This is a genomic window from Synechococcus sp. MIT S9509, assembly GCF_047303035.1.
GTDB lineage: Bacteria > Cyanobacteriota > Cyanobacteriia > PCC-6307 > Cyanobiaceae > Synechococcus_C.
The window spans coordinates 678,180-703,362 of sequence record NZ_CP138940.1 but is presented as its reverse complement, the minus strand read 5'-3'; the positions used below and the strand labels follow the sequence as shown (position 1 = coordinate 703,362).

The 25,183-nt window shown below is 53.2% G+C and carries 26 protein-coding genes and 1 tRNA gene; 23 read left to right on the top strand and 4 right to left on the bottom strand.

All coding sequences use genetic code 11. The features are described 5' to 3' along the window. Positions 1-2 precede the first annotated feature (2 nt). Complete coding sequence (gene pstA, locus SIB73_RS03955) at positions 3-908, top strand: phosphate ABC transporter permease PstA (protein ID WP_413402753.1); 906 nt, start codon at positions 3-5, stop codon at positions 906-908. Between the two features lie 61 nt (positions 909-969). Next, positions 970-1,785, top strand: coding sequence for a phosphate ABC transporter ATP-binding protein PstB (pstB, locus tag SIB73_RS03950; RefSeq protein ID WP_413402755.1), 816 nt, complete (start codon positions 970-972; stop codon positions 1,783-1,785). Between the two features lie 148 nt (positions 1,786-1,933). Here the strand turns inward: pstB and SIB73_RS03945 are convergent. Then, positions 1,934-2,020, bottom strand: a tRNA-Ser gene (locus tag SIB73_RS03945). A 52-nt stretch (positions 2,021-2,072) separates the two neighbouring features. Here SIB73_RS03945 and SIB73_RS03940 point away from each other — a divergent pair. The 12 genes from SIB73_RS03940 (at position 2,073) to SIB73_RS03885 (ending at position 13,152) form a co-directional block, all read left to right on the top strand. Further along, entirely contained in the window at positions 2,073-2,456 is a 384-nt protein-coding gene (locus SIB73_RS03940; protein ID WP_413402756.1) for a 2Fe-2S iron-sulfur cluster-binding protein, read from the top strand. Beyond that, positions 2,453-3,322, top strand: a complete 870-nt coding sequence (locus SIB73_RS03935) for an inositol monophosphatase family protein (protein ID WP_413402758.1) — start codon at positions 2,453-2,455, stop codon at positions 3,320-3,322. The genes SIB73_RS03940 and SIB73_RS03935 overlap by 4 nt, the downstream gene beginning before the upstream one ends. A 42-nt stretch (positions 3,323-3,364) precedes the next feature. After that, complete coding sequence (locus SIB73_RS03930; protein ID WP_413402760.1) at positions 3,365-4,543, top strand: ATP phosphoribosyltransferase regulatory subunit; 1,179 nt, start codon at positions 3,365-3,367, stop codon at positions 4,541-4,543. A gap of 24 nt (positions 4,544-4,567) precedes the next feature. Beyond that, positions 4,568-4,798: an indolepyruvate ferredoxin oxidoreductase subunit alpha gene (locus SIB73_RS03925; protein ID WP_413402762.1), complete on the top strand. Its 231-nt coding sequence runs from the start codon at positions 4,568-4,570 to the stop codon at positions 4,796-4,798. A 78-nt stretch (positions 4,799-4,876) separates the two neighbouring features. Next, a complete protein-coding gene (gene htpG, locus SIB73_RS03920) occupies positions 4,877-6,778 on the top strand; it encodes a molecular chaperone HtpG (protein WP_413402764.1) in 1,902 nt (633 codons plus the stop codon). Between the two features lie 61 nt (positions 6,779-6,839). Next, positions 6,840-7,076: a 50S ribosomal protein L28 gene (gene rpmB, locus SIB73_RS03915; protein ID WP_413402766.1), complete on the top strand. Its 237-nt coding sequence runs from the start codon at positions 6,840-6,842 to the stop codon at positions 7,074-7,076. A 12-nt stretch (positions 7,077-7,088) separates the two neighbouring features. Then, positions 7,089-7,661 carry a peroxiredoxin gene (locus SIB73_RS03910; protein ID WP_413402768.1) on the top strand — a complete coding sequence of 191 codons (573 nt, stop codon included), beginning with the start codon at positions 7,089-7,091 and terminating at the stop codon, positions 7,659-7,661. Positions 7,662-7,703: 42 nt separating this feature from the next. After that, a complete protein-coding gene (ggpS, locus tag SIB73_RS03905) occupies positions 7,704-9,212 on the top strand; it encodes a glucosylglycerol-phosphate synthase (RefSeq protein WP_413402770.1) in 1,509 nt (502 codons plus the stop codon). Further along, positions 9,178-10,494 carry an ABC transporter substrate-binding protein gene (locus tag SIB73_RS03900; RefSeq protein WP_413439718.1) on the top strand — a complete coding sequence of 439 codons (1,317 nt, stop codon included), beginning with the start codon at positions 9,178-9,180 and terminating at the stop codon, positions 10,492-10,494. Before ggpS ends, SIB73_RS03900 begins: the two co-directional genes overlap by 35 nt. Continuing rightward, positions 10,494-11,369, top strand: coding sequence for a carbohydrate ABC transporter permease (locus SIB73_RS03895; RefSeq protein ID WP_413402773.1), 876 nt, complete (start codon positions 10,494-10,496; stop codon positions 11,367-11,369). The genes SIB73_RS03900 and SIB73_RS03895 overlap by 1 nt, the downstream gene beginning before the upstream one ends. Beyond that, complete coding sequence (locus SIB73_RS03890) at positions 11,366-12,181, top strand: carbohydrate ABC transporter permease (RefSeq protein WP_413402775.1); 816 nt, start codon at positions 11,366-11,368, stop codon at positions 12,179-12,181. Before SIB73_RS03895 ends, SIB73_RS03890 begins: the two co-directional genes overlap by 4 nt. Further along, complete coding sequence (locus tag SIB73_RS03885) at positions 12,178-13,152, top strand: ABC transporter ATP-binding protein (RefSeq protein ID WP_413402777.1); 975 nt, start codon at positions 12,178-12,180, stop codon at positions 13,150-13,152. Before SIB73_RS03890 ends, SIB73_RS03885 begins: the two co-directional genes overlap by 4 nt. Here the strand turns inward: SIB73_RS03885 and csaB are convergent. Continuing rightward, positions 13,141-14,220, bottom strand: coding sequence for a polysaccharide pyruvyl transferase CsaB (gene csaB / locus SIB73_RS03880; RefSeq protein WP_413439784.1), 1,080 nt, complete (start codon positions 14,218-14,220; stop codon positions 13,141-13,143). The two genes, SIB73_RS03885 and csaB, sit on opposite strands and share 12 nt — an antisense overlap. Before the next feature lie 72 nt (positions 14,221-14,292). Here csaB and SIB73_RS03875 point away from each other — a divergent pair, with 72 nt between their 5' ends. From SIB73_RS03875 to psaK, 3 genes are all read left to right on the top strand, one after another. Next, complete coding sequence (locus tag SIB73_RS03875; protein WP_413402780.1) at positions 14,293-14,601, top strand: DUF2499 domain-containing protein; 309 nt, start codon at positions 14,293-14,295, stop codon at positions 14,599-14,601. Next, positions 14,559-14,891 carry a DUF3593 domain-containing protein gene (locus tag SIB73_RS03870; protein ID WP_413439717.1) on the top strand — a complete coding sequence of 111 codons (333 nt, stop codon included), beginning with the start codon at positions 14,559-14,561 and terminating at the stop codon, positions 14,889-14,891. Before SIB73_RS03875 ends, SIB73_RS03870 begins: the two co-directional genes overlap by 43 nt. Before the next feature lie 67 nt (positions 14,892-14,958). Next, entirely contained in the window at positions 14,959-15,216 is a 258-nt protein-coding gene (gene psaK, locus SIB73_RS03865) for a photosystem I reaction center subunit PsaK (protein WP_413402784.1), read from the top strand. A 53-nt stretch (positions 15,217-15,269) separates the two neighbouring features. On the opposite strand, the gene dxs is transcribed toward psaK, so the two are convergent. After that, positions 15,270-17,213: a 1-deoxy-D-xylulose-5-phosphate synthase gene (gene dxs, locus SIB73_RS03860; RefSeq protein WP_413402786.1), complete on the bottom strand. Its 1,944-nt coding sequence runs from the start codon at positions 17,211-17,213 to the stop codon at positions 15,270-15,272. 77 nt (positions 17,214-17,290) lie between these two features. Between dxs and ilvA the strand changes: the two genes are divergently transcribed. The 3 genes from ilvA to SIB73_RS03845 all read left to right on the top strand — a co-directional run bounded on the left by ilvA (position 17,291) and on the right by SIB73_RS03845 (position 19,743). Further along, the gene (gene ilvA, locus SIB73_RS03855; protein WP_413402788.1) at positions 17,291-18,826 is read left to right on the top strand and encodes a threonine ammonia-lyase, biosynthetic; all 1,536 of its coding nucleotides are present in this window, start codon (positions 17,291-17,293) and stop codon (positions 18,824-18,826) included. A 95-nt stretch (positions 18,827-18,921) separates the two neighbouring features. Beyond that, a complete protein-coding gene (scpB, locus tag SIB73_RS03850; RefSeq protein WP_413406441.1) occupies positions 18,922-19,416 on the top strand; it encodes an SMC-Scp complex subunit ScpB in 495 nt (164 codons plus the stop codon). Positions 19,417-19,440: 24 nt separating this feature from the next. Next, positions 19,441-19,743, top strand: a complete 303-nt coding sequence (locus SIB73_RS03845; RefSeq protein WP_413402790.1) for a YggT family protein — start codon at positions 19,441-19,443, stop codon at positions 19,741-19,743. 18 nt (positions 19,744-19,761) lie between these two features. Here SIB73_RS03845 and SIB73_RS03840 read toward each other — a convergent pair whose 3' ends face one another. Next, positions 19,762-20,091, bottom strand: coding sequence for a nucleoside triphosphate pyrophosphohydrolase family protein (locus SIB73_RS03840; RefSeq protein ID WP_413402791.1), 330 nt, complete (start codon positions 20,089-20,091; stop codon positions 19,762-19,764). A gap of 60 nt (positions 20,092-20,151) precedes the next feature. On the opposite strand from SIB73_RS03840, the gene pyk reads away from it, so the two are divergent. The 3 genes from pyk (at position 20,152) to ftsH (ending at position 25,158) form a co-directional block, all read left to right on the top strand. Beyond that, complete coding sequence (gene pyk / locus SIB73_RS03835) at positions 20,152-21,936, top strand: pyruvate kinase (RefSeq protein ID WP_413402793.1); 1,785 nt, start codon at positions 20,152-20,154, stop codon at positions 21,934-21,936. Positions 21,937-21,952: 16 nt separating this feature from the next. Beyond that, a complete protein-coding gene (locus tag SIB73_RS03830; protein WP_413402795.1) occupies positions 21,953-23,182 on the top strand; it encodes an ABC transporter permease in 1,230 nt (409 codons plus the stop codon). 62 nt (positions 23,183-23,244) lie between these two features. Next, positions 23,245-25,158 carry an ATP-dependent zinc metalloprotease FtsH gene (gene ftsH / locus SIB73_RS03825; RefSeq protein WP_413402797.1) on the top strand — a complete coding sequence of 638 codons (1,914 nt, stop codon included), beginning with the start codon at positions 23,245-23,247 and terminating at the stop codon, positions 25,156-25,158. Positions 25,159-25,183 lie beyond the last annotated feature (25 nt).

Below are 25,183 nucleotides of genomic sequence, written 5' to 3'. Positions count from 1 at the left end.
TCATGGCACTTTCACCAACAGCCAGTCTGAGAAGAGACACTCCTGACCTGAGCTACAAAAAGGGCCTAAAGCGCAATTTACTCAACAGAATTCTCACATCCCTGGTTGGATTGTTTTCAGCGATTGCTGTTCTGCCACTCGTTGCAGTATTGACTTATGTGCTGATCAAGGGGGGCAGAGTGCTCAACATTAGCCTGTTCACTTCACCGTCAACAGGACTGGAAGGTGGTGGCATTGGCAATGCAGTGATCGGCACCATTATTGTCACTTTTCTATCAGCCCTGATCGCCATTCCAGTCGGCGTTGGAGGGGGAATTTTTCTAGCTGAGTACTCAGGCGGGGGGATTTTTGCGCAGTTCATACGATTTGGGACCAACGTTATGTCAGGAGTCCCATCCATCATCGCCGGTGTTTTTGTTTACTCCGTCATTGTCAAGACAAAGATTATTTTTGGAAATTCCTACAGTGCAATTGCCGGTGGAGTTGCACTATCAATTTTGATGCTGCCCACGGTCATCAAGACCACTGACGAAGGGCTGAAACTGGTTCCCGACGATCTCCGCCGCGCCGCTCTTGGAGTGGGCGCATCCAAATTTGTCACTATTTTGCGAATCACTCTTCCTTCAGCCTTCACACCGATTGCCACAGGCGTGGTGTTGTCGATTGCAAGGGCAGCAGGAGAAACAGCACCATTGATTTTCACAGCTTTGTTCTCACCCTTCTGGCCGCAGGGATTTGAATCAGTTTTCAACCCAATAGCAACACTATCAGTGTTGATATATAACTTTGCAACCCTGCCGTATGAAGCACAGAACGAGCTCGCATGGGCTGCATCTTTTGTACTCGTTCTATTCATCCTACTGATCAATCTTTTTGCTCGATGGTTACGACGATTTGCTGCCAACTGAACTTCAAATCTTCAATCCATTGCTTCTGTTTCAAGTCTTTCCATAAAGCCAACCGAGAGTCATGACTTCCACCAGCAAAACGAGCTCCGAAGCATCAGACGATATCTGTCTGTCAATTCAAAACACCACAATTAGCTATGGCAGCCAGGAAGCTGTCAAGAACGTTTACTGTGACATTCCACGTGGCAAGGTCACCGCATTCATCGGCCCTTCTGGTTGCGGAAAATCAACGGTTCTGAGAGCGCTGAACCGCATGAATGATCTGATTGAAGGTTGCACTCTGAAAGGTCGCGTGCTCTTTGATGGAGCTGACCTTTATGCCCCTTCGGTTGATCCGGTGGAAGTGAGGCGGCGAATTGGGATGGTATTTCAGCAACCCAATCCTTTTCCAAAAAGTATCTACGAAAACATCGCTTTTGGAGCACGAATCAATGGCTATACCGGAGATATGGATGAGTTGGTTGAACGCTCTCTGCGCCAGGCGGCTGTATGGGGTGAGTGCAAAGACAAACTCAACGAGAGTGGCTACTCACTATCAGGAGGACAACAACAACGTCTCTGCATTGCACGCACGATTGCCATTCAGCCTGAGGTGATCCTGATGGATGAACCCTGTTCAGCCCTGGATCCAATCTCAACATTGAAGATAGAGGAAACAATGCATGAATTAAAAAAGAGTTTCACAATCGTCATTGTGACGCACAATATGCAACAGGCCTTGAGAGTGAGTGATATGACCGCATTCTTTAACGCTGAAGCTGTGGATGGAGGTTCCGGCAAAGTCGGCTATCTGGTGGAGTTCAACGAAACAGAAATGATCTTCAATTCTCCCTCTCAAAAGGCAACTCAGGATTATGTCTCTGGTCGATTCGGATGATTCCGTGGTGATTGAGCCGAAGCTGTCAAAGCTTTGAAGCAATTGTTGTTTCGCTCTGATTGAAACAGACAATCTCGACAGATCGATCATTCAGACCGAGAAAATAACCGGAGCAAAAAAAAACCGGTCCTAGAGGACCGGAGAAAAACGGAGAGGGAGGGATTCGAACCCTCGATAGAGTTGCCCCTATACAGCATTTCCAGTGCTGCGCCTTCGACCACTCGGCCACCTCTCCAGGGGCTCGTCTGGCAAGTCAGAATGTAGCAGGGCGTTTCCAACTGCACTGAATGAGGCCGACTCATCGGGTCACCATCCATTGGAGACAGAAGGGGCGTGTGATCTCCCATGAGGTGCCGGAGGGTGATTACATCCTGCAGAGCTTCGAGAAACAGGGAGATCCCTTGCCGTTTTCGTGTCGGAACGGATGCTGCACAAGCTGCGCTGTACGTGTTCAGCAAGGCGAGCTCGATCAGCAGGAAGCCATGGGCCTGTCCAGGGAGTTGAGGGCCAAAGGTTATGGACTTCTCTGTGTGGCAAGAGCCATCGGTCCGCTTGTTGCGGAAACCCAGGACGAGGATGAGGTCTACGACCTGCAGTTCGGCCGTTACTTCGGCAGAGGGTCGGTCACACGTGAAATTCCTCTTGAGGAACTCGAAACCTGGAAGGAATGACCAAGCAGCAACTTGATTGCAGCGCTGCAGCCGCAAACGCCGGCCTGACGCCCCTGAGACTTGAGGAGCTCAGTCAGATCGCCAGAAAGGCGGCTGATCTTGGTGGCTCAGTGCTGATGCAGCATTACGGGCGACTCGTCTCAATTCAGCAGAAAGCCAGGGCTGGAGATCTGGTAACTGATGCCGATCTTGCCGCGGAAAAGGCCGTGCTCAGCGCTCTCGGTGAATCCACACCTGAAATTTCAGTTCTCGCTGAAGAATCCGGTGCACGGGGAGACGTCTCAGAGCTCAGCTGGTGCGTTGATCCTCTCGACGGCACGACGAATTTTGCCCACGGCTACCCCTTTTTCGCCACATCGATCGGGTTGCTTTGGAGGGGTCTTCCAATCCTGGGAGCCATTGCTGTGCCTTTCCTCCAGGAAGTGTTCTGGTGCTGTCCCGATGTGGGAGCATTCCTCAACGACCAAAGCATCCAGGTCAGCAACTGCTCATCGCTGCAAGACAGTCTCCTGGTCACAGGATTCGCCTATGACCGAAGGGAACGTCTCGACAACAACTATGCGGAGTTCTGCAAACTGACACACAAAACACGGGGCGTTCGTCGCGGTGGTGCGGCTGCTGTTGATCTGGCCTATGTAGCGGCAGGACGACTCGACGGCTACTGGGAACGAGGCCTCTCTCCCTGGGACCTGACAGCTGGAGCGGCACTGGTGGTGATCGCAGGAGGTGAAGTCAGCGATTACGGAGCCGAGAGTTACAACGTTTCATCCGGCCGGATTCTTGCGACGGGCCCTGGACTTCACTCCGCACTTCGCCAGGAACTGCTGGATACCGAGCCCCTGGCGGAACAGCTCTACGCAAGCTGAAACCCCAGCCATGGGATCCTGATCGAAGCAGCGACAGGTGCGATGGCCCTGCAACCCGCCTCAGGCGTGAGAGATCTAAATCCTCAGCAGGTTCAACGCAACCAGGAACTCAGGGAAACCTTGGCTGAAGTGTTTCGTCTCTGGGGATACGAGGAAGTCACTCCCCCCAGAATCGAACGGATGGACACGCTCAAGGCAGGTGGAGCCATCGATAGTCGTGACATTGTTCGACTTGTTTCCGATGAACCGCTGGGATTGAGACCGGAACTGACTGCCTCCATCGCCAGGGCAGCCTGCACCAGATTGCTGGAACGTCAGCGACCGCTGAGACTCTGGAGCTGCGGAACCGTCTTTGAATCGAGATCCGCTGATGAAGGAGGCCAGTGCATTGAGGAGAACCTTCATTGCGGTGTGGAACTTTTCGGTGGGCTGGGTGTCGAATCGGAACTTGAATTGTTCAGTCTTTTAATGGCATCACTGAAAGGCCTGAATCTGAACAGGTCCAGCCAGCCCAGGCTGTTGATTGGACACACCAGCTTGATGGACCTGTTGCTGGAACCCTTTGAACAGAAGCAGAAACACAGGATACGAACCTGCCTGAGTCAGTACGATCGGCTGGGTCTGCAGGCGCTCGGGTTAGCACCCGAAGCGGAGCAGAATCTGGGCCGATGGCTCGACCGACGCGGAAACCCGCAGGAGATCCTGGCGGCACTCAGTGCGCAGTTTCCGAATCAGGAGGTTCTAAACCAGCTGCAGAGACTGTTCAACCATCTGAACCCATTGGCGGAGAAATCCGAACTGACACTTCAGCTCGACCCCACTTTTCAGCCTCATTACGAGCTGTACGACGGCATCGTTCTTCAACTGGTTTGCCAGGGAGCGTCGGCGCCTGTCGTGATCGCCCGTGGCGGAAGATACGACTCACTTGTCAGGAAACTTGGCGGCGAGGGAGCGGAAGCAACAGGGCTGGGTTTCAGCTACTGCGTTGATGACATCAGGGATCTTCCGGGAGATCAGATCACCACGACGCAGGAAGAGACAGCAGCATTGATCTGTTTCGGGCCAACAGAAACCCTCGAGTCGGCATTGGAGCGCCAGATGGAACTCCACCAGCAGGGCAGAATCAGCGTGCTGGATCAGCGTGCCTGTGGAGATAAGCTCGAAGCGCTCGATCGCCTCAAACAATCGGGCTGCGACAGGCTGGAATGGATTGATACCTAAAGTCTTTCGGAACTGAACAGATGAATGGCTCATACAATCGTGACCGACGCTTGCGAAGGCGCAGCCGATTGCGTTGACGCCTGCCCTGTGGCCTGCATCACACCTGGAAGCGGTAGAAACACAAAGGGAACTGAGTATTTCTGGATTGATTTTGAAACCTGCATCAACTGCAGTGTCTGCCTGCAGATCTGTCCAATAGAAGGGGCAATTCTGCCGGAAGAGCGATCGGACCTCCAACGGCCATCTTCGAAGTGACGTACGGGAAACTCACCAAGGGATCTCTTGATCTGCAGCACCCACCCTGATTAATTTTCAGAGAGCTCACGCTTGCTGATGTCGGTGCTTGAACAGGGTCAAATTCAGATCCATACCGAAAATATCTTCCCAATCATCAAAAAGGCCGTTTATTCAGGCCACGAAGTTTTTCTGAGGGAACTGGTCAGCAACAGTACTGATGCCATCAGCAAGCGTCGCATGGCTGCGATGGCTGGTGACTGCTCAGAAGGTGATGAAGGTCTGATCAATATCACTGTTGACAGAGAATCGAAGACAATCAAAATCAGCGATAATGGAATCGGCATGACGGCCGAAGAGGTGAAAAAATACATCAACCAGGTGGCATTCTCCAGTGCTGAAGACTTTTTGGAAAAATATAAACAGGAGTCTGACGCAATCATTGGCCACTTCGGGCTTGGTTTTTACTCCAGCTTCATGGTCGCCAAAGAGGTGGAGCTGATTACGCGTTCTGCTCGACCCGACAGTGAAGCAGTGCGTTGGGTTTGCGATGGATCCCCTTCATTCAAACTGGAGAGTCACGAACGATCAGAAGCCGGTACAGACGTCATCCTTCACCTAATGGATGACGAACTGGAGTATCTGGAGCCTGCAAGGTTACGCACACTGATCACTCAGTACTGCGATTTCATGCCCATCGACGTTCAGCTCGAGGGAGAAAGTGTCAACAAGCGAAATCCGGCATGGAGAAGAAATCCCAGGGAAATGTCTGATCAAGACTATATCGATCTTTACCACTATCTATATCCGTTTCAGGGCGACCCGCTGCTCTGGGTTCATTTAAATACGGATTACCCCTACACATTGCAGGGAATTCTTTTCTTCCCACAATCGGTGGGACGGGCTGACTGGGAAAAAGGGGATATCCATTTATATTGCAATCAGGTCTTTGTCAGCGATTCGATCAAAGAAATCGTACCCAGATATTTGCTGCCATTAAGAGGAGTGATCGACTCCCCTGATATTCCTCTCAATGTCAGCAGGAGCGCACTCCAGACTGATCGGAAAGTCAGATCAATTGGAAATTTTGTTGCGAAAAAAGTTTCTGACCGGCTTAAAACTCTTAAAGCAGATCATCCCCAGCAATACGCTGAAGCCTGGGAATCACTCGCGCCTTTTGTAAAGATCGGTGCAATGGAAGACGATAAATTCGCCGATCAGGTTTCGGATCTGATTTTGTTTGCAACAACCGCAGAATCAATCGAAGGAAAACAGGAACCCATCAAAGCAGGAGACAAGAGATATACGACACTTTCCTCTTACCAAAACAGGCTTTCAGATCCACAATCAAAGAGAATTCTTTACTGCACTGATGAAGTTGCGCAAGCAGGAGCACTGACACTTTGGAAAAGTCAGAACGCTGAAGTGATTTTCGCTGAAACAGTGATCGACAGTCAGTTTCTGCCCTGGCTCGAAGCAACAAAGGATCAATACAAATTCCAGAGGGTTGATGCGGAGCTTGACGAAAGTCTCCGTGATGAAAAACCGGAAATCAGTGACCAGGGTGGTGAAACACAGAGTGAGACGATCAGAAACCTGATCAAGGACGCTCTCAACAATGACAAGGTCACCATTCAGGTGCAGGCACTGAAGGGAGGTGAGGACGCACCACCAGCGATGATTCTGCTTCCCGAACAGATGCGTCGCATGAACGACATGGGGGCTCTGATGGATCAGCGGTTGCCTGGATTGCCTGACCATCATGTGTTGCTGATCAACCGTCGTCACCCACTCGTTGAAGGACTCTTGAGGCTGTCTTCGGGGGGGGTCCTCATCGGCGCAGAAGAAGCTTCACCCAGCAGACGATTGGCCTCCGAGCTCGCCTTGCATCTCTACGACATGGCACGCCTGGGCGTTGGGGGACTGGAACCCAATGAGCTGGCGGGATTCCAGACACGCAGCGCCAAGCTGATGTCGGAGCTGGTGAGCAAAGGAACCTGACCAGGCCTGGCTGCTAAAGTGTTGTCTTGGCTTTTGGCCACAGAAACAAAGGAACGTCATCATGTCCCGGGTGTGTCAGCTCACTGGAACGCGTGCCAACAACGGAATGGCAGTGAGCCACTCCCATATCAGAACCAAGAAGCTCCAACAGGCCAACCTGCAGCAGCGTCGACTGTGGTGGGCTGAAGGCAATCGCTGGGTGAATCTGCGGATCACGACCCGTGCTCTGAAGACCATCCAGAAAAAGGGTCTTGGCGCCTACGCCAAATCTCTTGGCATCAACCTGGCCAAAGTCTGAGTTGGTATTGACATGCCTCAGCTTGCGCTGAAACGCCGAGACTTCCTTGGCTTCACAGTCACTGGGGCAGCAGCTCTGTTGTGGATTCCATCGCGAGCAAGAGCGTTGGGGGGAAAGCTTCCTGAGATTGGGGAGCCGGCTCCGCAATTCAACCTTCCAGGCACACTGGGTGGGGGGCCTTCAAAAAACTGGGGATTGGACACCTGGACAGGTCGATGGTTGGTTCTGTACTTTTATCCGAGAGACTTTACTTCAGGTTGCACAATTGAGGCTCACGGATTTCAGGAATCAATCCAAGACTTCAATGCTCTGAAATGCGATATTGCAGCTGTTTCGGCTGACAGCGTTGATGATCATGAATCATTCTGCAGCAGTGAAGGGCTCGGTTTCACTCTGCTTTCTGACCCAGAGGGGGAGGTGAGTCGTCAGTACGGTTCCTGGATGGCTCCTTACTCACTGCGCCATACATTTTTGATTGATCCAGATGGGATATTACGTGCACGCTGGACTGGTGTCAGACCTGTTGGACATGCAGAGGACGTTTTGAACACACTCGTTTCAGAACAAAGTCAATTAACCGCATAACAACACCATTGAAGTTCTGAATGGCGATATTCATTACAAACCATGCAGGAGGTTGTCAAAATGAAAACAAGTATAGGAAGTAGTAAATTTATTATTCTCTACCATCGAACACCATTTGATGAAGCAAAAAATGAAAACGGTGAAAGAGTTTGGAGAGATCAGAAAAGTCCAAATGGAATTATTCCCACTCTGAGAAATCTGTTTCGCGACCGGCTGAATGGAACCTGGATTGCCTGGCGTAAGGTCAACGATCTGGCCAAAGCCGAGGATGAAAGAATTGCGATGGAGAATCCAGCTTCATTCACGCTGAGGAGAATACCGCTTGAGCAGGAACAAATTTCAAGTTTTTATCACGTCACCTCCAAAGAATCTTTCTGGCCGATCCTGCATACTTTCCCGAATTTCTTTAATGTTAACAATACTGATTGGAGAATCTTTGAAGAAGTCAATCAAAGATTTGCAGATGCGGCATGCTCAGAAGCGGCGCCAGGCGCAACCATATGGGTTCACGATTATAATCTTTGGCTTGTTCCAGGGTATATTCGCAGCAAACGCTCAGACCTGAAAATCGCTTTCTTTCATCACACACCTTTTCCAAGTAGTGATGTTTTTTCGATTCTTCCATGGCGTAAACAAATATTGGAAAGTTTATTAAGCTGCGACGTTGTTGGCTTTCATATTCCTCGTTATACAGAGAATTTTGCAAGAGCAGCTAACTGCCTCCTGGGTGTAGAGAAAGGAGATAAAAGAGCTGTTCCGTTTCGCTTTCTTGGTTGCGGATCTGCATTGACCGAACCATCTGAAACACCATGGTTGAACTACAGAGGACGAAAAGTACGTCTGCTTTCATCTCCCGTCGGCACCTCTCCAGACGTGATTCAAGCCATGACAAAAGATTCTGAAATTCTTCAATTATCGGAACGCATTGACGAAGATACAAAAAAAGGCAGGAAGCTTATACTTTCAGCAAGCAGAGTCGATTACACAAAAGGGAATGAAGAATTATTATTAGCCTTCGAAAGACTTCTTGAGCGGCGACATGACCTACACGGGAAGGTTGTATTGATGCTGGCATGCGTTGCTGCAGCCTCAGGGATGAAAATCTATGAGGATACGCAACGACTCATTGAAGAAACAGCTGGACGAATCAACGGTCGATTCAGCAAAATTGATTGGGTTCCAATTCGATTTTCAACTCGCAGGATTCCTTATGAAGAAATGGTGGCTTGGTTTTCGCAGGCAGATATCTGCTGGATCACTCCACTGCGAGACGGACTCAATCTTGTTGCCAAGGAATATGCAGCTGCAAGAAAAGGCAAATCCGGAGTTCTCGTGCTGTCTGAATTCACAGGAGCTTCAGTCATTCTTGATGGGGCCATTCTGACCAATCCTTACTCGCACAAACAGATGGACTCAGCAATTGACTCTGCCATTGATATGCCTTCGTCAGAGCAATTTGAAAGAATGGAGAAAATGAGTTCAGCCGTTGAAGCCTTCACCGTATCCGACTGGGCTGATGAACAAATGGGTGCACTTGAGTTGCCGGAATAAATCGATGTTCACGATCAGAAAGCGGTCACTAATACTATTGACAGCAGCAATATTGTTCATTTCCAGTAGCCTTTTTTGTCTGTCTGTCCTTGCAAAGCGCCCGGATAATGTTTCCATATTGATGGCAGCTCCTTTCGCTGATTCAACGTCTGAACTTGTCAAGATCTTCAACCAGAAGAATAGGGGTAGAATTCATCTTGAGGTGATAAAAGGGCCTCTGGAGACTGAAGCGATCTCAGATCTGGCAATCAGCAGTCTTCTCCTGGGTAATACACCATTTGACGGACTGTTGATGGACGTAACGTGGGTACCAAAGTATGCCAAAGCAGGTTGGCTTGAATCCCTTGATAACTATTTCAATGAAGACGATCTGAATGCTCTTGCAGAAGGTGCAGATGAAGGCAATCACTACCAGGGCTCTCTACTTAGATGGCCATTGAATGCAGATATCGGACTTCTTTACTGGCGAACAGACTTGATGGATGAGCCCCCACGGACTCCGCAGGAACTTGAGAGCATCAGTCAAAAGCTTCAGAACGGCGGCAGAATACCCTATGGCTATGTATGGCAAGGCAAGCAATATGAGGGACTAAGTTGTGTCTTCCTTGAGATTATTGACGGCTTTGGTGGTGAATGGTTTTCACCAGATTCAGGGCGCATCGGGTTGGACGAGTCACCAGGACTGGACGCTTCAGAATGGCTGAATCATCTGATTCAAACCGGTGTCAGTCCGCGGGCTGTAACAAACTTCGCTGAGTCTGAGGCCCTGCAGAGTTTCAAATCCGGTCAGGCAGCTTTCATGCGCAACTGGCCCTACGCATGGGCTGAATTGCAGAAAAACGACAGTCAAGTCAGGAACAAGGTCGGGATTACAACAATGGTGGCGGAAAAGGGACATCAACCTGCGGCGACACTTGGTAGCTGGGGGTTAAGTCTGTTGAAGGGTTCAGCACATCCTGAATCGACTGTTGAAGCTTTTAAATTTCTCACCAGCGAAGAATCTCAACGCTATCTATATACCAAATATGGAAATACGCCAACTAAGGCCGAGATCTTCAATGATCAGAAACTCCTTGAGAATTATCCTTCCCTTCAATCCATCGGCGAAGCCCTGGCCTATGCCCGATCGAGACCTGAAACTCCCCTTTATGCACAGATCAGTGTTGTATTACAGCGAAAGCTGAGCAGCTCATTGACAGGTATGACAACTCCTGTGGAGGCGATGCAACAAGCGGAACGATCCACAGCTCAGGTGCTCGAAGCCGCAGGAGAGTCTCCCTGATGCCGTTGCTGATTCTGCTGATTCCATCTCTGCTGTTTCTCGTAGCGGTTTTTGCTCTACCTCTGTTTCGCTACACATGGCTCAGTTTCCATGCAGATTCCGTGATGACGGGTCTTGTGGCGATCCCGAATCAGGGGGCCAACTGGCAGCGATTCATCCATGACACCCGTTACCTGCAGGACCTCTTCCAGACCCTACGGTTTTCAGTGGTCTCAGTGACCGCTGAAATCGTGCTCGGTTTGGTTATCGCCTTGATCCTGCATCAGCCCATGCGCAAGCGGGCATTGATCAGGTCATCAGCTTTGATTCCATGGGCTTTGCCCACAACAGTGATGGCGCTTGGGTGGAGATGGATCTTCAATACTCCCTACGGCCCTATTGATCGACTGACGCAATCGTGGCTGGGTCAATCGCTCAATGCTCTGGGAGAACCATCCATCGCATGGATCACCACCGTCTACGCCGATATCTGGAAAACAACTCCTTTTGTGGCACTGATTCTGCTTGCGGGCCTGCAGACCATACCTTCTGATCTCTACGAAGCGGCAAAGCTGGAAGGGGCAGGTTCCTGGATTTGCCTTCGACGCATCACAATCCCCCTGTTGCTTCCCTACCTCGGCCTTGCCTTGATGTTCCGTCTTGCTCAGGCATTCGGAGTGTTTGATCTTGTGCAGGTGATGACTGGAGGCGGTCCCGCCAGCAGTACGGAGAGCATCGCTCTCTACGCCTATTGGAATGCCCTGCGATTTCTCGACTTTGGCTACAGCGCCACCATCATGATCGGAAGCTTTGTGATCCTCAGCTCACTGATTCTCATTACTTGGCTTGTGGTCACAACAGCGCGAAACAGGTCTCAGCAATCCCTAGCAAGATGAAAGCAACACGGTTCCTGATTCTCGCTCTACTGGTCTGGTCACTGGCTCCTTTGACTTGGCAGCTTTACACATCGTTCTGTACTGATCAGGCACTGGTCACACCGTTTGCTTCACTGAATCAACGCTGGACACTTGATCATTATCAGAGTGTTCTGAACAGCAACCCACCGTTCATTCGCTATTTGTTGAACAGCTTGTTCGTAGGAGGACTTTCTACATTTCTAACCCTTTTATTAGCAATCCCCTCAAGCTACAGTTTAAGCAAAATGGGGCGACGAAGTTCACTTGTCATCAAATTCTTCTTGATTGGCTGCGCACTTTTTCCCTATGTTCTTCTTTTTCTTGCATTGCTTGAAATCGCGCGCTATCTGCAACTGGGGAACAGTCTGATTGCACTGGCTGTTCCCTACGCAGCATTATCCCAGCCATTGGCAATTCTTTTATTGACAAATGCCTTTTCTGATCTTCCTGCAGAACTTGAAGATGCTGCCAGAGTTGAAGGTTTAAGCGTGGTGCAGAGGTTTCGATGGATTCTGCTCCCACTCATCTCACCGGCAATTGCAAGTACAGCAATTCTTGTATTCCTTTTTTCATGGAACGAATATCCAATTGCCCTCACATGGATCAGCGACTCAGGCAAACTGACTCTTCCTGTTGCAATGGCAAGAATTGCTGGCTCCTCAATTCATTCGGTTCCCTACGGTCCTTACGCAGCAGCCACAGTGATAGGTTCAATTCCTCTTATTCTCTTGGTCATGGTTTTCCAGAAACCAATTGTTTCGGGTTTAACCACTGGAGCTGTTAAGGGATGACGCTTGAACTCGAAAATGTAGGGCGAAATATCAACAAGCAATGGATTGTTGAAAATATCTACCTGACTGTTGCTGACAATGAATGCCTTGCCCTGGTTGGGCCAAGTGGTTGCGGCAAGAGCACAACATTGCGGCTGATCGCAGGGCTTGATCCTGTCAGTGCTGGTTCCATTCATATCCGTGGTCGTGACATCACATCCCTTTCACCTTCTGAACGAAGTGTTGGGATGGTGTTTCAAAGTTATGCACTGCTTCCACACCTAACTGTTTTTGAGAACCTTGAACTCGGACTTCGGGTGCGTGGCGTTCCAAAGCCAGAAAGACGATTCAAGATCAAGGGGATTCTCGATCTGGTCCAACTCTGGAATCGTGCAGACAACCGTCCTGCTGAACTCTCAGGTGGTCAACGCCAAAGAGTGGCTCTAGCTCGCGCACTGCTCAGGGACCCTGAGGTTTATCTTCTCGACGAACCGATGAGCAATCTTGACGCACAATTGAGGGAAGATATTCGTCCAGAACTTCGAAGGCTTGTTCTGGAGCAACGTAAACCGACCATCTATGTCACCCATGACCAACATGAAGCCATGGCGATGGCACAGCGAATTGCTGTTCTCCATGAGGGAAGGATTGAACAGATCGATACTCCATACAACCTTTATCACAATCCTGAAAGTCTTTTTGTTGCTCGATTCATCGGTCGGCCGCAAATCAACTGCCTGAAGGGTGACTCTGGATCTATTCGCGCCGTGAGACCGGAGTCCATTCGTTTTTCTGATGAGGGATTATCAGGCAAACTGCAGTCAAGGGAATGGCTGGGAAATTCCCAGTTGCTGTTTCTGGAGACTCAGCAAGGCGTGATTCGGATGATGACATCACCCGACCAGGGGATACCCGCACAGATCAGGTTGACCTGGCGGGCTGAGGACGAAATTCTCTTCGACGCTGATACAGGACTTCGATCACGCCGATAATTTTTGGAGCTCCTCAACGAGCATCTCCTCATGCAGCTGTGCGTCACGCTTCAACTGCTCAATGTCTGAGTCACTGCGGTCGGCCGTCATGACAGATTGCCATTGACGGCTCAACCGGTCGACATCAAGTGCGTCGTTCAGATCCACCCATGGCAAGGCTGCGAGTTGCGCCGCTGCCTTCACTTTTGGGTCATAACTCAGTGCCGCAGTTGGACAACCCGCCGTTGCAGCCAGGATCAAGGCATGCAGACGCATTGCGATAACCAGTGCAGATTCACTGAACAGTGACTGAACCTGTTCCAGAGACTCTGCCTGCATCTGAACGGATCGCCGATCCAAACCTTCAGGGATCAGATCACGATTTCGCAGGTCATCCCACAATGATGCGTCCTGCTCAGTGTGAAAAGCCAGCCAGATCACCTCAGAACAGTCATTGGCACTCAATCGATCGACGGCTTCCAGAAGAACACCCCACTTCTTGCTGTTCAACAGCGGAGTAGGTCTCCAACAGAGGATCAGCCGGGTTCCGCCTGTCCAGGGTGGCGAGGGATGACGCCACACCGGATCAGGTCCCATCAGCATTGGAATCTTGAGTCCCCAACGCTCAGCCAGACCAATGGAGCTGGGATCTCGCCATGACACAGCCCTGACTCCAGAAAGTGTGTGTTTGACCAAAACACGACTCAGCCGATGTTGAAGTGGACCCAGCCCCTGACCCCAAAGCAATATCGGCACACGTTTGAAACGGGCACTCCAGAGAAGAACGAGATAGTAAACAAGGCTTTTGAAGCTGGTTCCGTCCTGCAGCAAACTGCCGCCGCCAAGAACCAGCGCATTCACCTGATCCAGGCCTCGAATGGTGTCTGAAAGTGATCGCCGATTCACGCTTGATACCCCGGGAACCAACGCCTGTACGGCCTCTGAATCCCTTGCTGTCACGACAGGTTCCCAATCGGAAGGGATCTGCGACACCAGCACCTGAAGCAAAGCATCGTCACCGAGATTGTGCTCGCCGTAATAACCACAGAGCATCACCCTCAACTTCCGCCCACTGCGCAGTGCCTTCACCAGCAAACAAGAGTTGATCGACCCATTATCCAAGTCTCCAACCGTTACGGTGAATGACGCCATTGAAATGACATGCACGCACTATCCCTGGGGACGTGGTGGATTCATTGGGCGTCAGTGGCTGAATGGCTGATGGCCATCGTGCTGATTCATCAATACAAACCGGATGGACAGAACGTTTCGACTCAGCGCATCGCCTGGGCGATGCTTCCTGCGCTGGTCAGTGCAATGGCAGCCTGCACCTGGCACATTTACGACAACGCTGAACAATTGCGCTGGCTGGTCACGCTCCAGGCATCATTCACCCTGCTCGGCAACGCCACGCTGGCCTGGGCCGCATGGTCAATCAAGCCGCCAACAGAATTGGAGGAACAAGCCTGATGCCTGACTTCGATCCATCACCGTTGTTCGCACTCTCGCTGTTTCCATATCTGGTTTTTCTCTATTACCTGGGACAGCGTCGGCTGCTTCCCGCTCTCAGCCGTCGTGGCTTTCAACTCACGCTGCTGTTTGTTGGAGTCACCATTGCAGCAGCTGTCGTTGCTGATCTGCGATTTGGAACTGAACTGGTGGCCGTTGATGCTCTTCATGGTGGAGCCGAGGCATTTCTGACGCTCAGCAACGCCGTGATCGTGGCAGGACTGATCGGGTATCAAAAAGCACTGCGATGAACAACTTTTACAAGAATTAGGCGTGCGTGCCTAAAAGCTGGAAGATAAATCGTTGCCTCTGATCTTCATGCTCGCTCCACTTCTGGCCATTGCTCCAGCAACGCTTACCTGGTCTCCGAAAGTGGGGCTGGTGATGATTGTCTGCAATGTGATCGCCATTGTCATCGGCAAGGCTGCGATCAAATACCCCAACGAGGGAGCTCAGCTGCCCAACCCATCATTTTTCGGTGGCATGAGCCATGCTTCTCTCCTTGCCACGACAAGTCTGGGACACGTCATTGGCATGGGGGCCATTCTCGGTCTGGCAACCCGGGGAGTTCTTTGAAACACCATTGAGCCGAAAACAACGTTGAAAGGTGGCTCAGCCACCTTTTTTCATCAGCTGCGAATTGAAGGCACTTCCACACTCGATTCAGAGGCAGTCTGAATCGGGACACCGACCAGGTTGAATCTCTCACTGATCCTTGCGGCCATCTGATCAGGGAGAAGGCCAAGCGTTTCAAAACTCTGTTGTGGCGTGGCGTGGTCCACAAGGACATCAGGAATTCCCAGTCTCAGGACAGGACGATGCAGATCAGCGTCCTGAAGCGACTCAATCACTGCGGAACCGAAACCGCCTTCAAGGGAGCCTTCCTCCATGGTCACGACACGACCGATGGTCCTGACCAATGGATGCAGCAGCGCCGTGTCGAGCGGTCTGAGAAAACGGGCATTGACCACCGTGGACTGAATTCCCTGAGCAGCGAGGATTTCAGCTGTCGCCATCGCTTTTGCGTTCATGGCGCCATAGGCCACGATCAGGAGATCCTCTCCTGAACGCAAAAGCTCACCACAACCGATCGCAAGAGGTTCCCATCCTTCCTCCATGAGGGGAACTCCTTCACCGGGACCTCTGGGAATCCGGATGGCGCAAGGCCCTTCATGCCTCAGAGAGCTGACCAGCATCCGTTGGAGTTCAGCTTCATCCTTGGGTGCCATCACCGTGAAATTGGGGATGGAACGCATATAACTGATGTCGTACTGGCCTTGGTGTGTTGGCCCATCGGCACCCACCACGCCAGCGCGATCAAGCACGAATGTGACCGGCAGTTTCTGAATCCCAACATCGTGGATCAACTGGTCGTAGGCCCTTTGCAGAAATGTGCTGTAGATGGCCACCACAGGACGAAGACCATCCGATGCCATGCCAGCGGCCAGGGTCACCGCATGTTGCTCAGCGATACCTACATCGATGTACTGGTCAGGTAGAGCCTTCTGCAGCAGGTCGAGACCGGTGCCGGTGGCCATTGCTGCTGTGATTCCGACAACGCGGGGATTCTGTTCGCAGATTTTGACGAGCGTCTGACCGAATACCTTGCTGTAGCTGGGCGGTTTGGGAGTTTTGCTTGGGCGGGCCTTGCCTGTGTTGAGGTCAAAAGCCGACTGAGCGTGATAGCCAACCTGATCAGCCTCCGCATAGGGATATCCCTTGCCCTTGGTGGTGAGCACATGGACCAGCACCGGACCACCTACCCGATGGGCATCCTGGAATGTTTTCGTCATCTCAGCGATGTCATGACCATCCACGGGTCCCATGTAGGTGAAGCCGAGTTCTTCGAACACCGCACCGACCTTCGGCACCGCCAGGCGGCGCATGCTGCCCTTGAGTCGATTGAGCTCAGCGGGAAGATCACCACCCATGAAAGGGAGATGACGCATGCTTTCTTCAACACTTCCGGAAAGAAACTGCAAAGGAGGGCTGAGCCGCATCCGATTCAGATGACTGGAGAGGGCTCCAACTGGCGGGGATATGGACATGTCATTGTCATTAAGCACCACCAGCAGAGGGGTGTTGGGCATGTGGCCCGCATGATTGATGGCCTCAAGAGCCATGCCGCCGGTGAGCGCTCCGTCACCAATCACCGCAACACATTTGTGATCCTGGCCGAGCCGATCCCGTGCCATGGCCATCCCAAGTGCCGCTGAAATGGATGTGCTGGCATGACCGGCACCGAAATGATCAAATCTGCTCTCACAGCGTTTGAGATAACCGGCCACTCCGCCCTTCTGTCTCAGGGAGTCGAAATCGGAGTAGCGACCTGTGATCAGTTTGTGTGGGTAAGCCTGGTGGCCTACATCCCAGACAACCCGGTCACGATCCAGATCAAGGGTCTGATAGAGCGCAAGCGTGAGTTCAACAACCCCGAGACCTGGACCGAGGTGGCCGCCGCTGTTGGACACCACTTCCAGGTGACGCTGGCGAATCTGAGCGGCAACATCCTCCAGTTCCGTCACTGACAGACCATGCAACTGATTGGGATGCGATAGATCGCTCAGTTGCATGAGCCTCCCGGCAGATCAAGTCAATCTACGGGGCCCACCTGCCACCCGCGAAAGCCCTCGGTTGTCAGACTGACTCGATGGATGATTACCTGCAAAGGATCCTGCGCGCGAGGGTTTACGACGTCGCCCGCGAGAGCCCGCTCGAGTCAGCGACCAATCTCAGCCGGCGTCTGAACAATCATGTGTGGCTCAAACGCGAGGATCTGCAACCGGTCTTTTCCTTCAAGCTGCGCGGTGCGTACAACCGCATGGCTCAGTTGTCGGACGACGAACGTTCACGGGGTGTGATCGCCTCGAGTGCTGGCAATCATGCCCAGGGCGTTGCTCTCAGCGCAGCTCATCTGAGCTGCAGAGCCGTGATCGTGATGCCAGTCACCACTCCCAGCGTGAAGGTAGAAGCGGTTCGTCAGCTCGGTGGAGAGGTGATCCTTCACGGAGAGACCTACGACGAGGCCTATGCGGAGGCCCGCAGACGAAGCGAACAGGAGGGCCTCTGTTTCATCCATCCATTTGATGATCCGGAGGTGATCGCCGGTCAGGGAACGGTTGGGATGGAAATCCTGCGCCAGTGCCACCAGCGTCCGGACGCGATCTATGTAGCGATCGGCGGAGGTGGTCTGATCGGTGGGGTTGCTGCCTATGTCAAAAGCCTCTGGCCTGAGATAGAGGTGATTGGTGTTGAACCCCATGACGCCGCCGCGATGACCCTGTCGCTTGAGGCAGGTGAAAGAATCCGTCTGCCTCAAGTGGGATTGTTCGCCGATGGGGTGGCTGTTCGAGAGGTGGGAGAACACACCTTCCGACTGGCTCAGAGCTATGTGGATTCCATCGTCACGGTGAGCACGGATGAGATCTGCGCCTCGATCAAGGATGTCTTTGAAGACACTCGATCCATCCTCGAACCGGCAGGTGCTCTGGCCGTTGCAGGGCTGAAGGCTGACGTCACGAGGCGGCAACTCAACAACAAGCAGCTCGTGGCGATCGCCTGCGGCGCCAACATGAACTTCAACCGTCTGCGCTTTGTTGCGGAACGCGCAGAGCTCGGCGAAGAGCGTGAGGCCATGCTTGCGGTTGAAATTCCGGAACAGCCCGGCAGCCTGCGCAAACTGTCAGAACTCCTTCAGAAGCGCAGCCTCACGGAGTTCAGCTATCGGATGGGTGCCGGCGATCAGGCGCACATCTTCATGGGTGTTCAGGTCAGGGACCTCCAGGATCGTTCTGATCTGCTGGCCTCCCTGCGCAGCAATGGATATGAATGCCTGGACCTCAGTGACGACGAACTGGCCAAGGTCCATCTGCGTCACATGGTGGGAGGTCGTTTGCCGCTGAAGTCACAGGAGCCAACTCAGGAGCTGCTCTACCGCTTCGAGTTCCCGGAACGGCCCGGTGCACTGATGCGGTTTGTGAATGCGCTCCACTCCAACTGGAGCATCAGCATTTTTCACTATCGCAACCATGGTGCCGATGTCGGTCGGATCGTGGTGGGTGTGCTCGTCAGCCCTGATGATCTCGAGTCATGGCAGGCGGTCCTGAAAGACCTGGGTTATCCGAGCTGGGAAGAAACATCCAATCCCGCCTACAGGATTTTTCTTGGTCCCGATGGCACTCCCTGAGATGAGCGTTACGTTGGCCTGTCGGATCAATGGAAGCCGGTTTGGACCAGGGAAGCGACCAACAACGCAGTCACAACACGCAGGACGCTGCGTCGATGGTGTCACTCCCCGCTCGTCTTGAGGCGATCCTCTACCTGAAAGGTCGGCCAGTCACGCTGCAGGAACTGTCTTCATTGGTGGGTCTGTCCGAAGCGGAGACCGAGCAGGGAATGCTGATCCTGATTGCGGGCTATGCCCAACGGGACACCTCTCTGGAAATCAATCAGAGCAACAGTCGTTACAGCCTGCAGTTACGTCCTGGCCTGGGAGAACTGGTGCGCGATCTGCTTCCGGTGAACCTCTCCACAGCCACACTCAGAACCCTTGCCACGGTTGCACTGAAAAAAAGAATTCTCCAATCCGACCTTGTGGATCTCAGAGGTTCGGGGGCCTACGACCACATCAAGGAGCTCGTGAACCAGAACTTCATCGAACGCAAGCGTCAGAGTGAAGGTCGCTCCTACTGGATCACCTTGTCCGAGAAGTTCCACAGAACCTTCTCGGTCCTCCCGGACCTTGGCGGTGGCTCCGAACCGTCCCAGGCTGCATAGAGTTCCATTAATCCCGCGATATCCATGGCAACCGAGCTTGTGTCCACAGTCCTTCAGGTTCTCGCCCAGACACTTCAGATTTATTCGCTGGTGTTGATTGTGCGTGTACTTCTGAGCTGGTTCCCCAATCTCGACTGGGCAAATCCTGTGCTCAGCACCGTGAGTTCGATCACCGATCCCTATCTGAATGCGTTCCGGGGATTGATCCCTCCTCTCGGTGGACTGGATCTCTCAGCGATTCTGGCCTTTATCGCCCTGAGCTTGATGCAGCAGTTGCTGATGTCTGCCAGCTTCGCCTTCGCAGGCGGCTTCGGCATGTACGGCTGATTGCAAATCACTTGCTGATCAACGGTGATCGCCTTCGCCCTGGAGAGTTCCCCGCTGAGATCTGCTTTTGAGTTTGCTGAGGTTTGCTGAGGCAACCTCCTCGAGGCTGAGCCCAAGTTCCGTGGCCAGTTGCGCCAAATACCAGAGCACGTCTCCCAGTTCCAGAGCCACATCCTCACGGAAGTGCTCGTCAACAACGCCGCCACGGTCACGAATCAGTTTCTTGACTTTGTCGGCAACCTCCCCGGCCTCACCGGTCAGGCCCAGGGTTGGGTAGATGAGATTCTCACCGGCATTGGGGTAGCAAGCCGTACTGCGCGATTCAAGTTGGTAGTCGTTGAGCAGCATGGAGGGTCATCGGTGGGTTGAGGGCATGACGGTAGATTCCGCTGGTTTCCGGCGCCAAGGATGGCCGAGCTCGATCTGACACGTAGAACCAAGATCGTCGCCACGATCGGCCCAGCCACAGAGAGTCCCGAACGCATTCGAGACCTTGTTCAAGCAGGCGCCACGACATTTCGTCTGAACTTTTCGCACGGAGACCACTCCGAGCACGCCACTCGCATCGCCACCATTCGTCAGGTGGCCCATGAGCTAGGCGTTCACATCGGCATCCTTCAGGATCTTCAAGGGCCGAAGATTCGATTGGGCCGCTTCGAGGAAGGTCCGATCACCCTGGGCAAGGGGGATCACTTCGCTCTCACCTCCAAGCAGGTTCGCTGCAACCAGACCGTTGCCACGGTCACCTACGACAGGCTGGCGGAGGAGGTCACCGCAGGCAGTCGCATCCTTCTCGACGATGGTCGGGTCGAGATGAAAGTCGACCGCGTTGATGAAGCTGACCAGACCCTTCACTGCCTTGTGACCGTTGGTGGAGTGCTGTCCAACAACAAGGGCGTCAATTTTCCTGATGTGCAGCTTTCGGTGAGAGCTCTTACCACCAAGGACCGTCAAGATCTTGCGTTCGGCCTGCAGCAGGGAGTCGACTGGGTCGCACTGAGTTTCGTGCGCAATCCCTCGGACATGCAGGAAATTCGTGAACTGATCAGAAAACATGGCTTCTCGACTCCGGTGGTCGCCAAGATCGAGAAATTTGAAGCCATCGATCAGATCGACGCCATTCTTCCCCTCTGCGACGGCGTGATGGTGGCTAGAGGTGATCTCGGCGTGGAAATGCCAGCCGAGGAGGTGCCTCTGCTGCAGAAGGATCTGATCCATAAGGCCAACAGCCTTGGCATTCCGATCATTACGGCCACCCAGATGCTGGATTCCATGGCCTCAAGCCCTCGTCCAACGAGGGCCGAAGTCAGCGATGTGGCGAACGCCATTCTCGATGGCACGGATGCTGTGATGCTCTCCAACGAGACTGCTGTAGGGGATTTTCCGGTGGAAGCCGTCGAAACGATGGCCACGATTGCCCGGCGTATTGAAAGGGACTACCCGCAGCGGCCGATCGACACGCATCTGCCAAGCACCATTCCCAATGCCATCAGTGGCGCAGTCAGCAGCATTGCCAGGCAGCTCAACGCTGCTGCAATTCTGCCGCTCACCAAAAGCGGTGCGACGGCTCACAACGTCAGCAAATTCCGTCCATCCACCCCGATCCTTGCCGTCACTTCTGAGGTATCAGTTGCCAGAAAACTTCAGCTTGTCTGGGGCGTGACGCCCCTGTTGATCGAAACGCAGCAGAGCACAACCGCAACCTTCACGCTCGCCATGGGCGTTGCTCAGGAGCTCGGCGTGCTGAAGGACGGCGACCTCTGTGTTCAGACAGCAGGCACCCTGGCAGGCGTCAGCGGCTCGACCGATCTGATCAAGGTGGGCATCGTGAGTGCTGTGCTTGGACGTGGAACAGGCTTCGGCAACGGTTCGATCAGCGGAAAAGTGCGCATCGCAACCTGCGCAAGCGACTGCGCCAAGATCGAGCCCGGGGAAGTCCTCGTGGCCATGGATACCGACGCCGACTATCTCGATGCCATCAGAGACGCCGCGGCGGTGATCACTGAAACGCCGGCCGAAAGCTCTCATGCCGCCGTGATCGCTCAGCGTCTCGGCATCCCCGTGATTGCTGGAGTCGCCAATGCCACCCGTGATCTGCTGGACGGTGAGGTGGTGACTCTGCTCGTCAAGGAGGGAGCTGTACATCGAGGAACCGGCAGCAACATGGCGGTGAAACTCGACACCATGCTCTAAGCCTGATCAGTCATCCATGGCGAGCAATCTGCCCATCGCCGAAACCGTCGGCATGGCCCTCAACACCCTGAAGGCCAACAGGTTGCGCAGCCTGTTGACGATGCTCGGAATTGTGATCGGCAATGCATCCGTGATCACGCTAGTCGGCGTGGGACGTGGTGCCCAGAATCTTGCTGAAAGTCAGTTGAGCAACCTGGGAGCCAATGTGCTGTTCGTGGTGCCGGGCAGCAACGACACAAGGCGTCAGGGCGTGGCTTTTCCACGCACTCTGGTGCTGGAGGACGCTGAGGCGATTGCCCAACAGGTTCCCAGCGTCAAGCGGGTGGCGCCCCAGATCAATGCCAATGAAGTGGTGCAGTCAGGTGCGAGAAGCAGCACCGCCGCCATCTTCGGTGTGACTCCTGAGTTTCTGCCGGTCAGAAGTTTTGAAGTGGGCCGGGGCCGTTTCATCAGCGAACAGGACGTCCAGGCAGCACGAACCGTGGTGGTGATCGGTCCTGATCTGCGCGACAAGCTCTTTCCTGGCGGTGGAGCAATCGGCAGTTCCCTGCGAATCAAAGACCAGAGTTTCAGCGTGATCGGTGTGATGGCTCCCAAAGGGGCTGTGTTCGGATCCAATCAGGATGAAAACGCTTATATCCCACTCAGCACGATGGTCAGCCGCCTGACAGGGCGCGACCCCACCTACGGCGTCAGCCTCAGTTTCATCAGTGCTGAAGCAAGAGATGAGAACAGCACAAGTGCAGCAAAGTTCCAGATCTCCAATCTTCTGCGTCAACGGCACCGCATCCTCAGGGATGACGATTTCGCTGTTCGCTCTCAGCAGGATGCTCTGACAATCGTTGGAACCATCACCGGCGGCCTTACCCTGATGCTTGGTGCCATCGGAGGAGTATCGCTGCTCGTTGGTGGGATCGGCATCATGAACATCATGCTGGTTTCGGTGAGCGAGAGAACTGAGGAGATCGGACTACGCAAGGCGCTCGGTGCACGCAGCTCGGATGTTCTGCGTCAGTTTCTTGTCGAATCACTGGTGCTCTCCAGCCTGGGAGGCGTGATCGGAACTGCGGTCGGTTACGGAGCGATCGCGGCGGTGGCCTTTTTCACCCCTCTTCCCGCCGCCATCGGCGTTCCAACAGTGCTCCTGACCGTAGGGCTTTCAGGCTCAATCGGACTGTTTTTCGGTGTTGTTCCCGCAAGGCGTGCCGCTCGGCTTGATCCGATTACGGCTTTGCGGAGTCTTTAGGTAGAACAACTGCACAGTTTGTAACCCGAAGCTCTTACGATCATCGGATCTTCATCATTGCCATGAATCAGCGCTGGCGGCAGATCCTTCTCTGGGGACTCCCTATCACTGTTGCTCTGCTGCTGGCATTGCAATTTTTTGGCAGTGGTGCGCTGAACAATCTGAAGCCGGGGGGGCCAACAGTGGCTCCTCGCAACACGGCTGTAGCGAGAATGAGTTACGGCCGTTTCCTTGATTATGTGGAAGCGGGCCGTGTCACGTCGGTCGACATCTATGACGGGGGAAGAGATGCGGTGGTCGAGGCTGTTGATCCCGATCTCGACAATCGAGTTCAGCGATTGCGGGTTGATTTGCCTGGTCTGGCACCTGAGCTGATCAACACGCTCAAGGCAGAGGGCATCAGTTTTGATGTTCATCCGCCGAAAACCGCACCCCCGGCTCTTGGAATTCTTGGCAATCTCCTGTTCCCGCTGCTGCTGATCGGTTCTCTGATTTTCCTGGCACGACGGGGCAACAACATGCCTGGCGGACCTGGTCAGGCCATGCAGTTCGGGAAAACAAAAGCCCGTTTTGCAATGGAAGCTGAAACGGGTGTGATGTTCGACGACGTTGCAGGGGTGAACGAAGCAAAGCAGGATCTTGAAGAGGTTGTGACGTTCCTGAAGCAGCCGGAGAAATTCACCTCCGTTGGAGCTCAGATTCCCAAAGGTGTGTTGTTGGTTGGCCCTCCCGGCACAGGCAAAACCTTGCTTGCCAAGGCCATCGCTGGAGAGGCAGGTGTTCCGTTCTTCTCGCTTTCAGGTTCTGAATTCGTGGAGATGTTTGTTGGCGTCGGAGCCAGCAGAGTGAGGGATTTGTTCAAGCGAGCGAAAGAGAACAGTCCCTGCCTGATCTTCATCGACGAGATTGATGCGGTCGGCCGCCAGCGTGGAGCTGGAATCGGTGGAGGAAATGACGAACGTGAGCAAACACTCAACCAGCTGCTCACGGAGATGGATGGTTTTGAGGGCAACAGTGGAATCATCATCATTGCGGCCACAAACCGCCCGGATGTCCTTGATTCGGCCTTGATGCGTCCTGGTCGTTTCGATCGTCAGGTGACTGTCGATGCTCCTGACATCAAGGGACGTCTGTCCATTCTCAAGGTGCATTCACGCAACAAGAAACTCGCAGAAGATCTTTCACTCGAAAGCATTGCACGCAGAACACCTGGTTTCACGGGTGCCGATCTGGCCAACCTCCTCAATGAGGCAGCAATCCTCACAGCCCGTCGCCGCAAGGAAACCATTAGTCTTGCTGAGATTGATGATGCCGTTGATCGGATCATTGCGGGACTGGAAGGTCACCCGTTGACCGACGGACGCAGTAAGCGACTGATCGCTTATCACGAGGTTGGGCACGCTCTCGTCGGAAGTCTTGTCAAGGACCATGACCCCGTCCAGAAAGTAACCCTGATTCCACGAGGGCAAGCACAGGGTCTGACCTGGTTTTCCCCTGACGAAGAGCAGATGCTGGTGTCCCGTTCTCAGCTCAAAGCACGGATCATGGGTGCCCTTGGTGGTCGCGCTGCTGAAGATGTGGTGTTCGGATACGCAGAAGTCACCACGGGCGCTGGTGGAGACATCCAGATGGTTGCTTCAATCGCTCGGCAGATGGTGACCCGCTACGGGATGAGCGGCCTTGGACAGATGTCAACCGAGGGAGGAAGCCAGGAGGTGTTCATCGGCAGAGATCTGATGACTCGCAGTGACACCTCCGAGGGCACTTCGAAACAGATTGACGAACAGGTTCGTGGCATCGTGATGCAGTGCTACGAAGAAACACTCAGCCTTGTTCAGGGTCAGCGCGAAGCGATGGATCGTCTTGTTGAGCTCCTGATTGAAAAAGAAACCATGGATGGAGATGAATTCCGTGAAGTTCTCTCGAATTACACCACAATCCCTGAGAAGGATCGCTTCTCCCCGGTTTTGAACTGAACCAGTGATTCATCAAGAGATTTTG

What these genes read in the sequence shown, in the direction of transcription:
- pstA (WP_413402753.1), top strand. Translation starts at nt 3, where the DNA reads ATGGCACTTTCACCAACAGCCAGTCTGAGAAGAGACACTCCTGACCTG.
- pstB (WP_413402755.1), top strand. Translation starts at nt 970, where the DNA reads ATGACTTCCACCAGCAAAACGAGCTCCGAAGCATCAGACGATATCTGT.
- SIB73_RS03940 (WP_413402756.1), top strand. Translation starts at nt 2,073, where the DNA reads ATGAGGCCGACTCATCGGGTCACCATCCATTGGAGACAGAAGGGGCGT.
- SIB73_RS03935 (WP_413402758.1), top strand. Translation starts at nt 2,453, where the DNA reads ATGACCAAGCAGCAACTTGATTGCAGCGCTGCAGCCGCAAACGCCGGC.
- SIB73_RS03930 (WP_413402760.1), top strand. Translation starts at nt 3,365, where the DNA reads ATGGCCCTGCAACCCGCCTCAGGCGTGAGAGATCTAAATCCTCAGCAG.
- SIB73_RS03925 (WP_413402762.1), top strand. Translation starts at nt 4,568, where the DNA reads ATGGCTCATACAATCGTGACCGACGCTTGCGAAGGCGCAGCCGATTGC.
- htpG (WP_413402764.1), top strand. Translation starts at nt 4,877, where the DNA reads ATGTCGGTGCTTGAACAGGGTCAAATTCAGATCCATACCGAAAATATC.
- rpmB (WP_413402766.1), top strand. Translation starts at nt 6,840, where the DNA reads ATGTCCCGGGTGTGTCAGCTCACTGGAACGCGTGCCAACAACGGAATG.
- SIB73_RS03910 (WP_413402768.1), top strand. Translation starts at nt 7,089, where the DNA reads ATGCCTCAGCTTGCGCTGAAACGCCGAGACTTCCTTGGCTTCACAGTC.
- ggpS (WP_413402770.1), top strand. Translation starts at nt 7,704, where the DNA reads ATGCAGGAGGTTGTCAAAATGAAAACAAGTATAGGAAGTAGTAAATTT.
- SIB73_RS03900 (WP_413439718.1), top strand. Translation starts at nt 9,178, where the DNA reads ATGAACAAATGGGTGCACTTGAGTTGCCGGAATAAATCGATGTTCACG.
- SIB73_RS03895 (WP_413402773.1), top strand. Translation starts at nt 10,494, where the DNA reads ATGCCGTTGCTGATTCTGCTGATTCCATCTCTGCTGTTTCTCGTAGCG.
- SIB73_RS03890 (WP_413402775.1), top strand. Translation starts at nt 11,366, where the DNA reads ATGAAAGCAACACGGTTCCTGATTCTCGCTCTACTGGTCTGGTCACTG.
- SIB73_RS03885 (WP_413402777.1), top strand. Translation starts at nt 12,178, where the DNA reads ATGACGCTTGAACTCGAAAATGTAGGGCGAAATATCAACAAGCAATGG.
- SIB73_RS03875 (WP_413402780.1), top strand. Translation starts at nt 14,293, where the DNA reads ATGCACGCACTATCCCTGGGGACGTGGTGGATTCATTGGGCGTCAGTG.
- SIB73_RS03870 (WP_413439717.1), top strand. Translation starts at nt 14,559, where the DNA reads ATGGTCAATCAAGCCGCCAACAGAATTGGAGGAACAAGCCTGATGCCT.
- psaK (WP_413402784.1), top strand. Translation starts at nt 14,959, where the DNA reads ATGCTCGCTCCACTTCTGGCCATTGCTCCAGCAACGCTTACCTGGTCT.
- dxs (WP_413402786.1), bottom strand. Translation starts at nt 17,213, where the DNA reads ATGCAACTGAGCGATCTATCGCATCCCAATCAGTTGCATGGTCTGTCA.
- ilvA (WP_413402788.1), top strand. Translation starts at nt 17,291, where the DNA reads ATGGATGATTACCTGCAAAGGATCCTGCGCGCGAGGGTTTACGACGTC.
- scpB (WP_413406441.1), top strand. Translation starts at nt 18,922, where the DNA reads ATGGTGTCACTCCCCGCTCGTCTTGAGGCGATCCTCTACCTGAAAGGT.
- SIB73_RS03845 (WP_413402790.1), top strand. Translation starts at nt 19,441, where the DNA reads ATGGCAACCGAGCTTGTGTCCACAGTCCTTCAGGTTCTCGCCCAGACA.
- SIB73_RS03840 (WP_413402791.1), bottom strand. Translation starts at nt 20,091, where the DNA reads ATGCTGCTCAACGACTACCAACTTGAATCGCGCAGTACGGCTTGCTAC.
- pyk (WP_413402793.1), top strand. Translation starts at nt 20,152, where the DNA reads ATGGCCGAGCTCGATCTGACACGTAGAACCAAGATCGTCGCCACGATC.
- SIB73_RS03830 (WP_413402795.1), top strand. Translation starts at nt 21,953, where the DNA reads ATGGCGAGCAATCTGCCCATCGCCGAAACCGTCGGCATGGCCCTCAAC.
- ftsH (WP_413402797.1), top strand. Translation starts at nt 23,245, where the DNA reads ATGAATCAGCGCTGGCGGCAGATCCTTCTCTGGGGACTCCCTATCACT.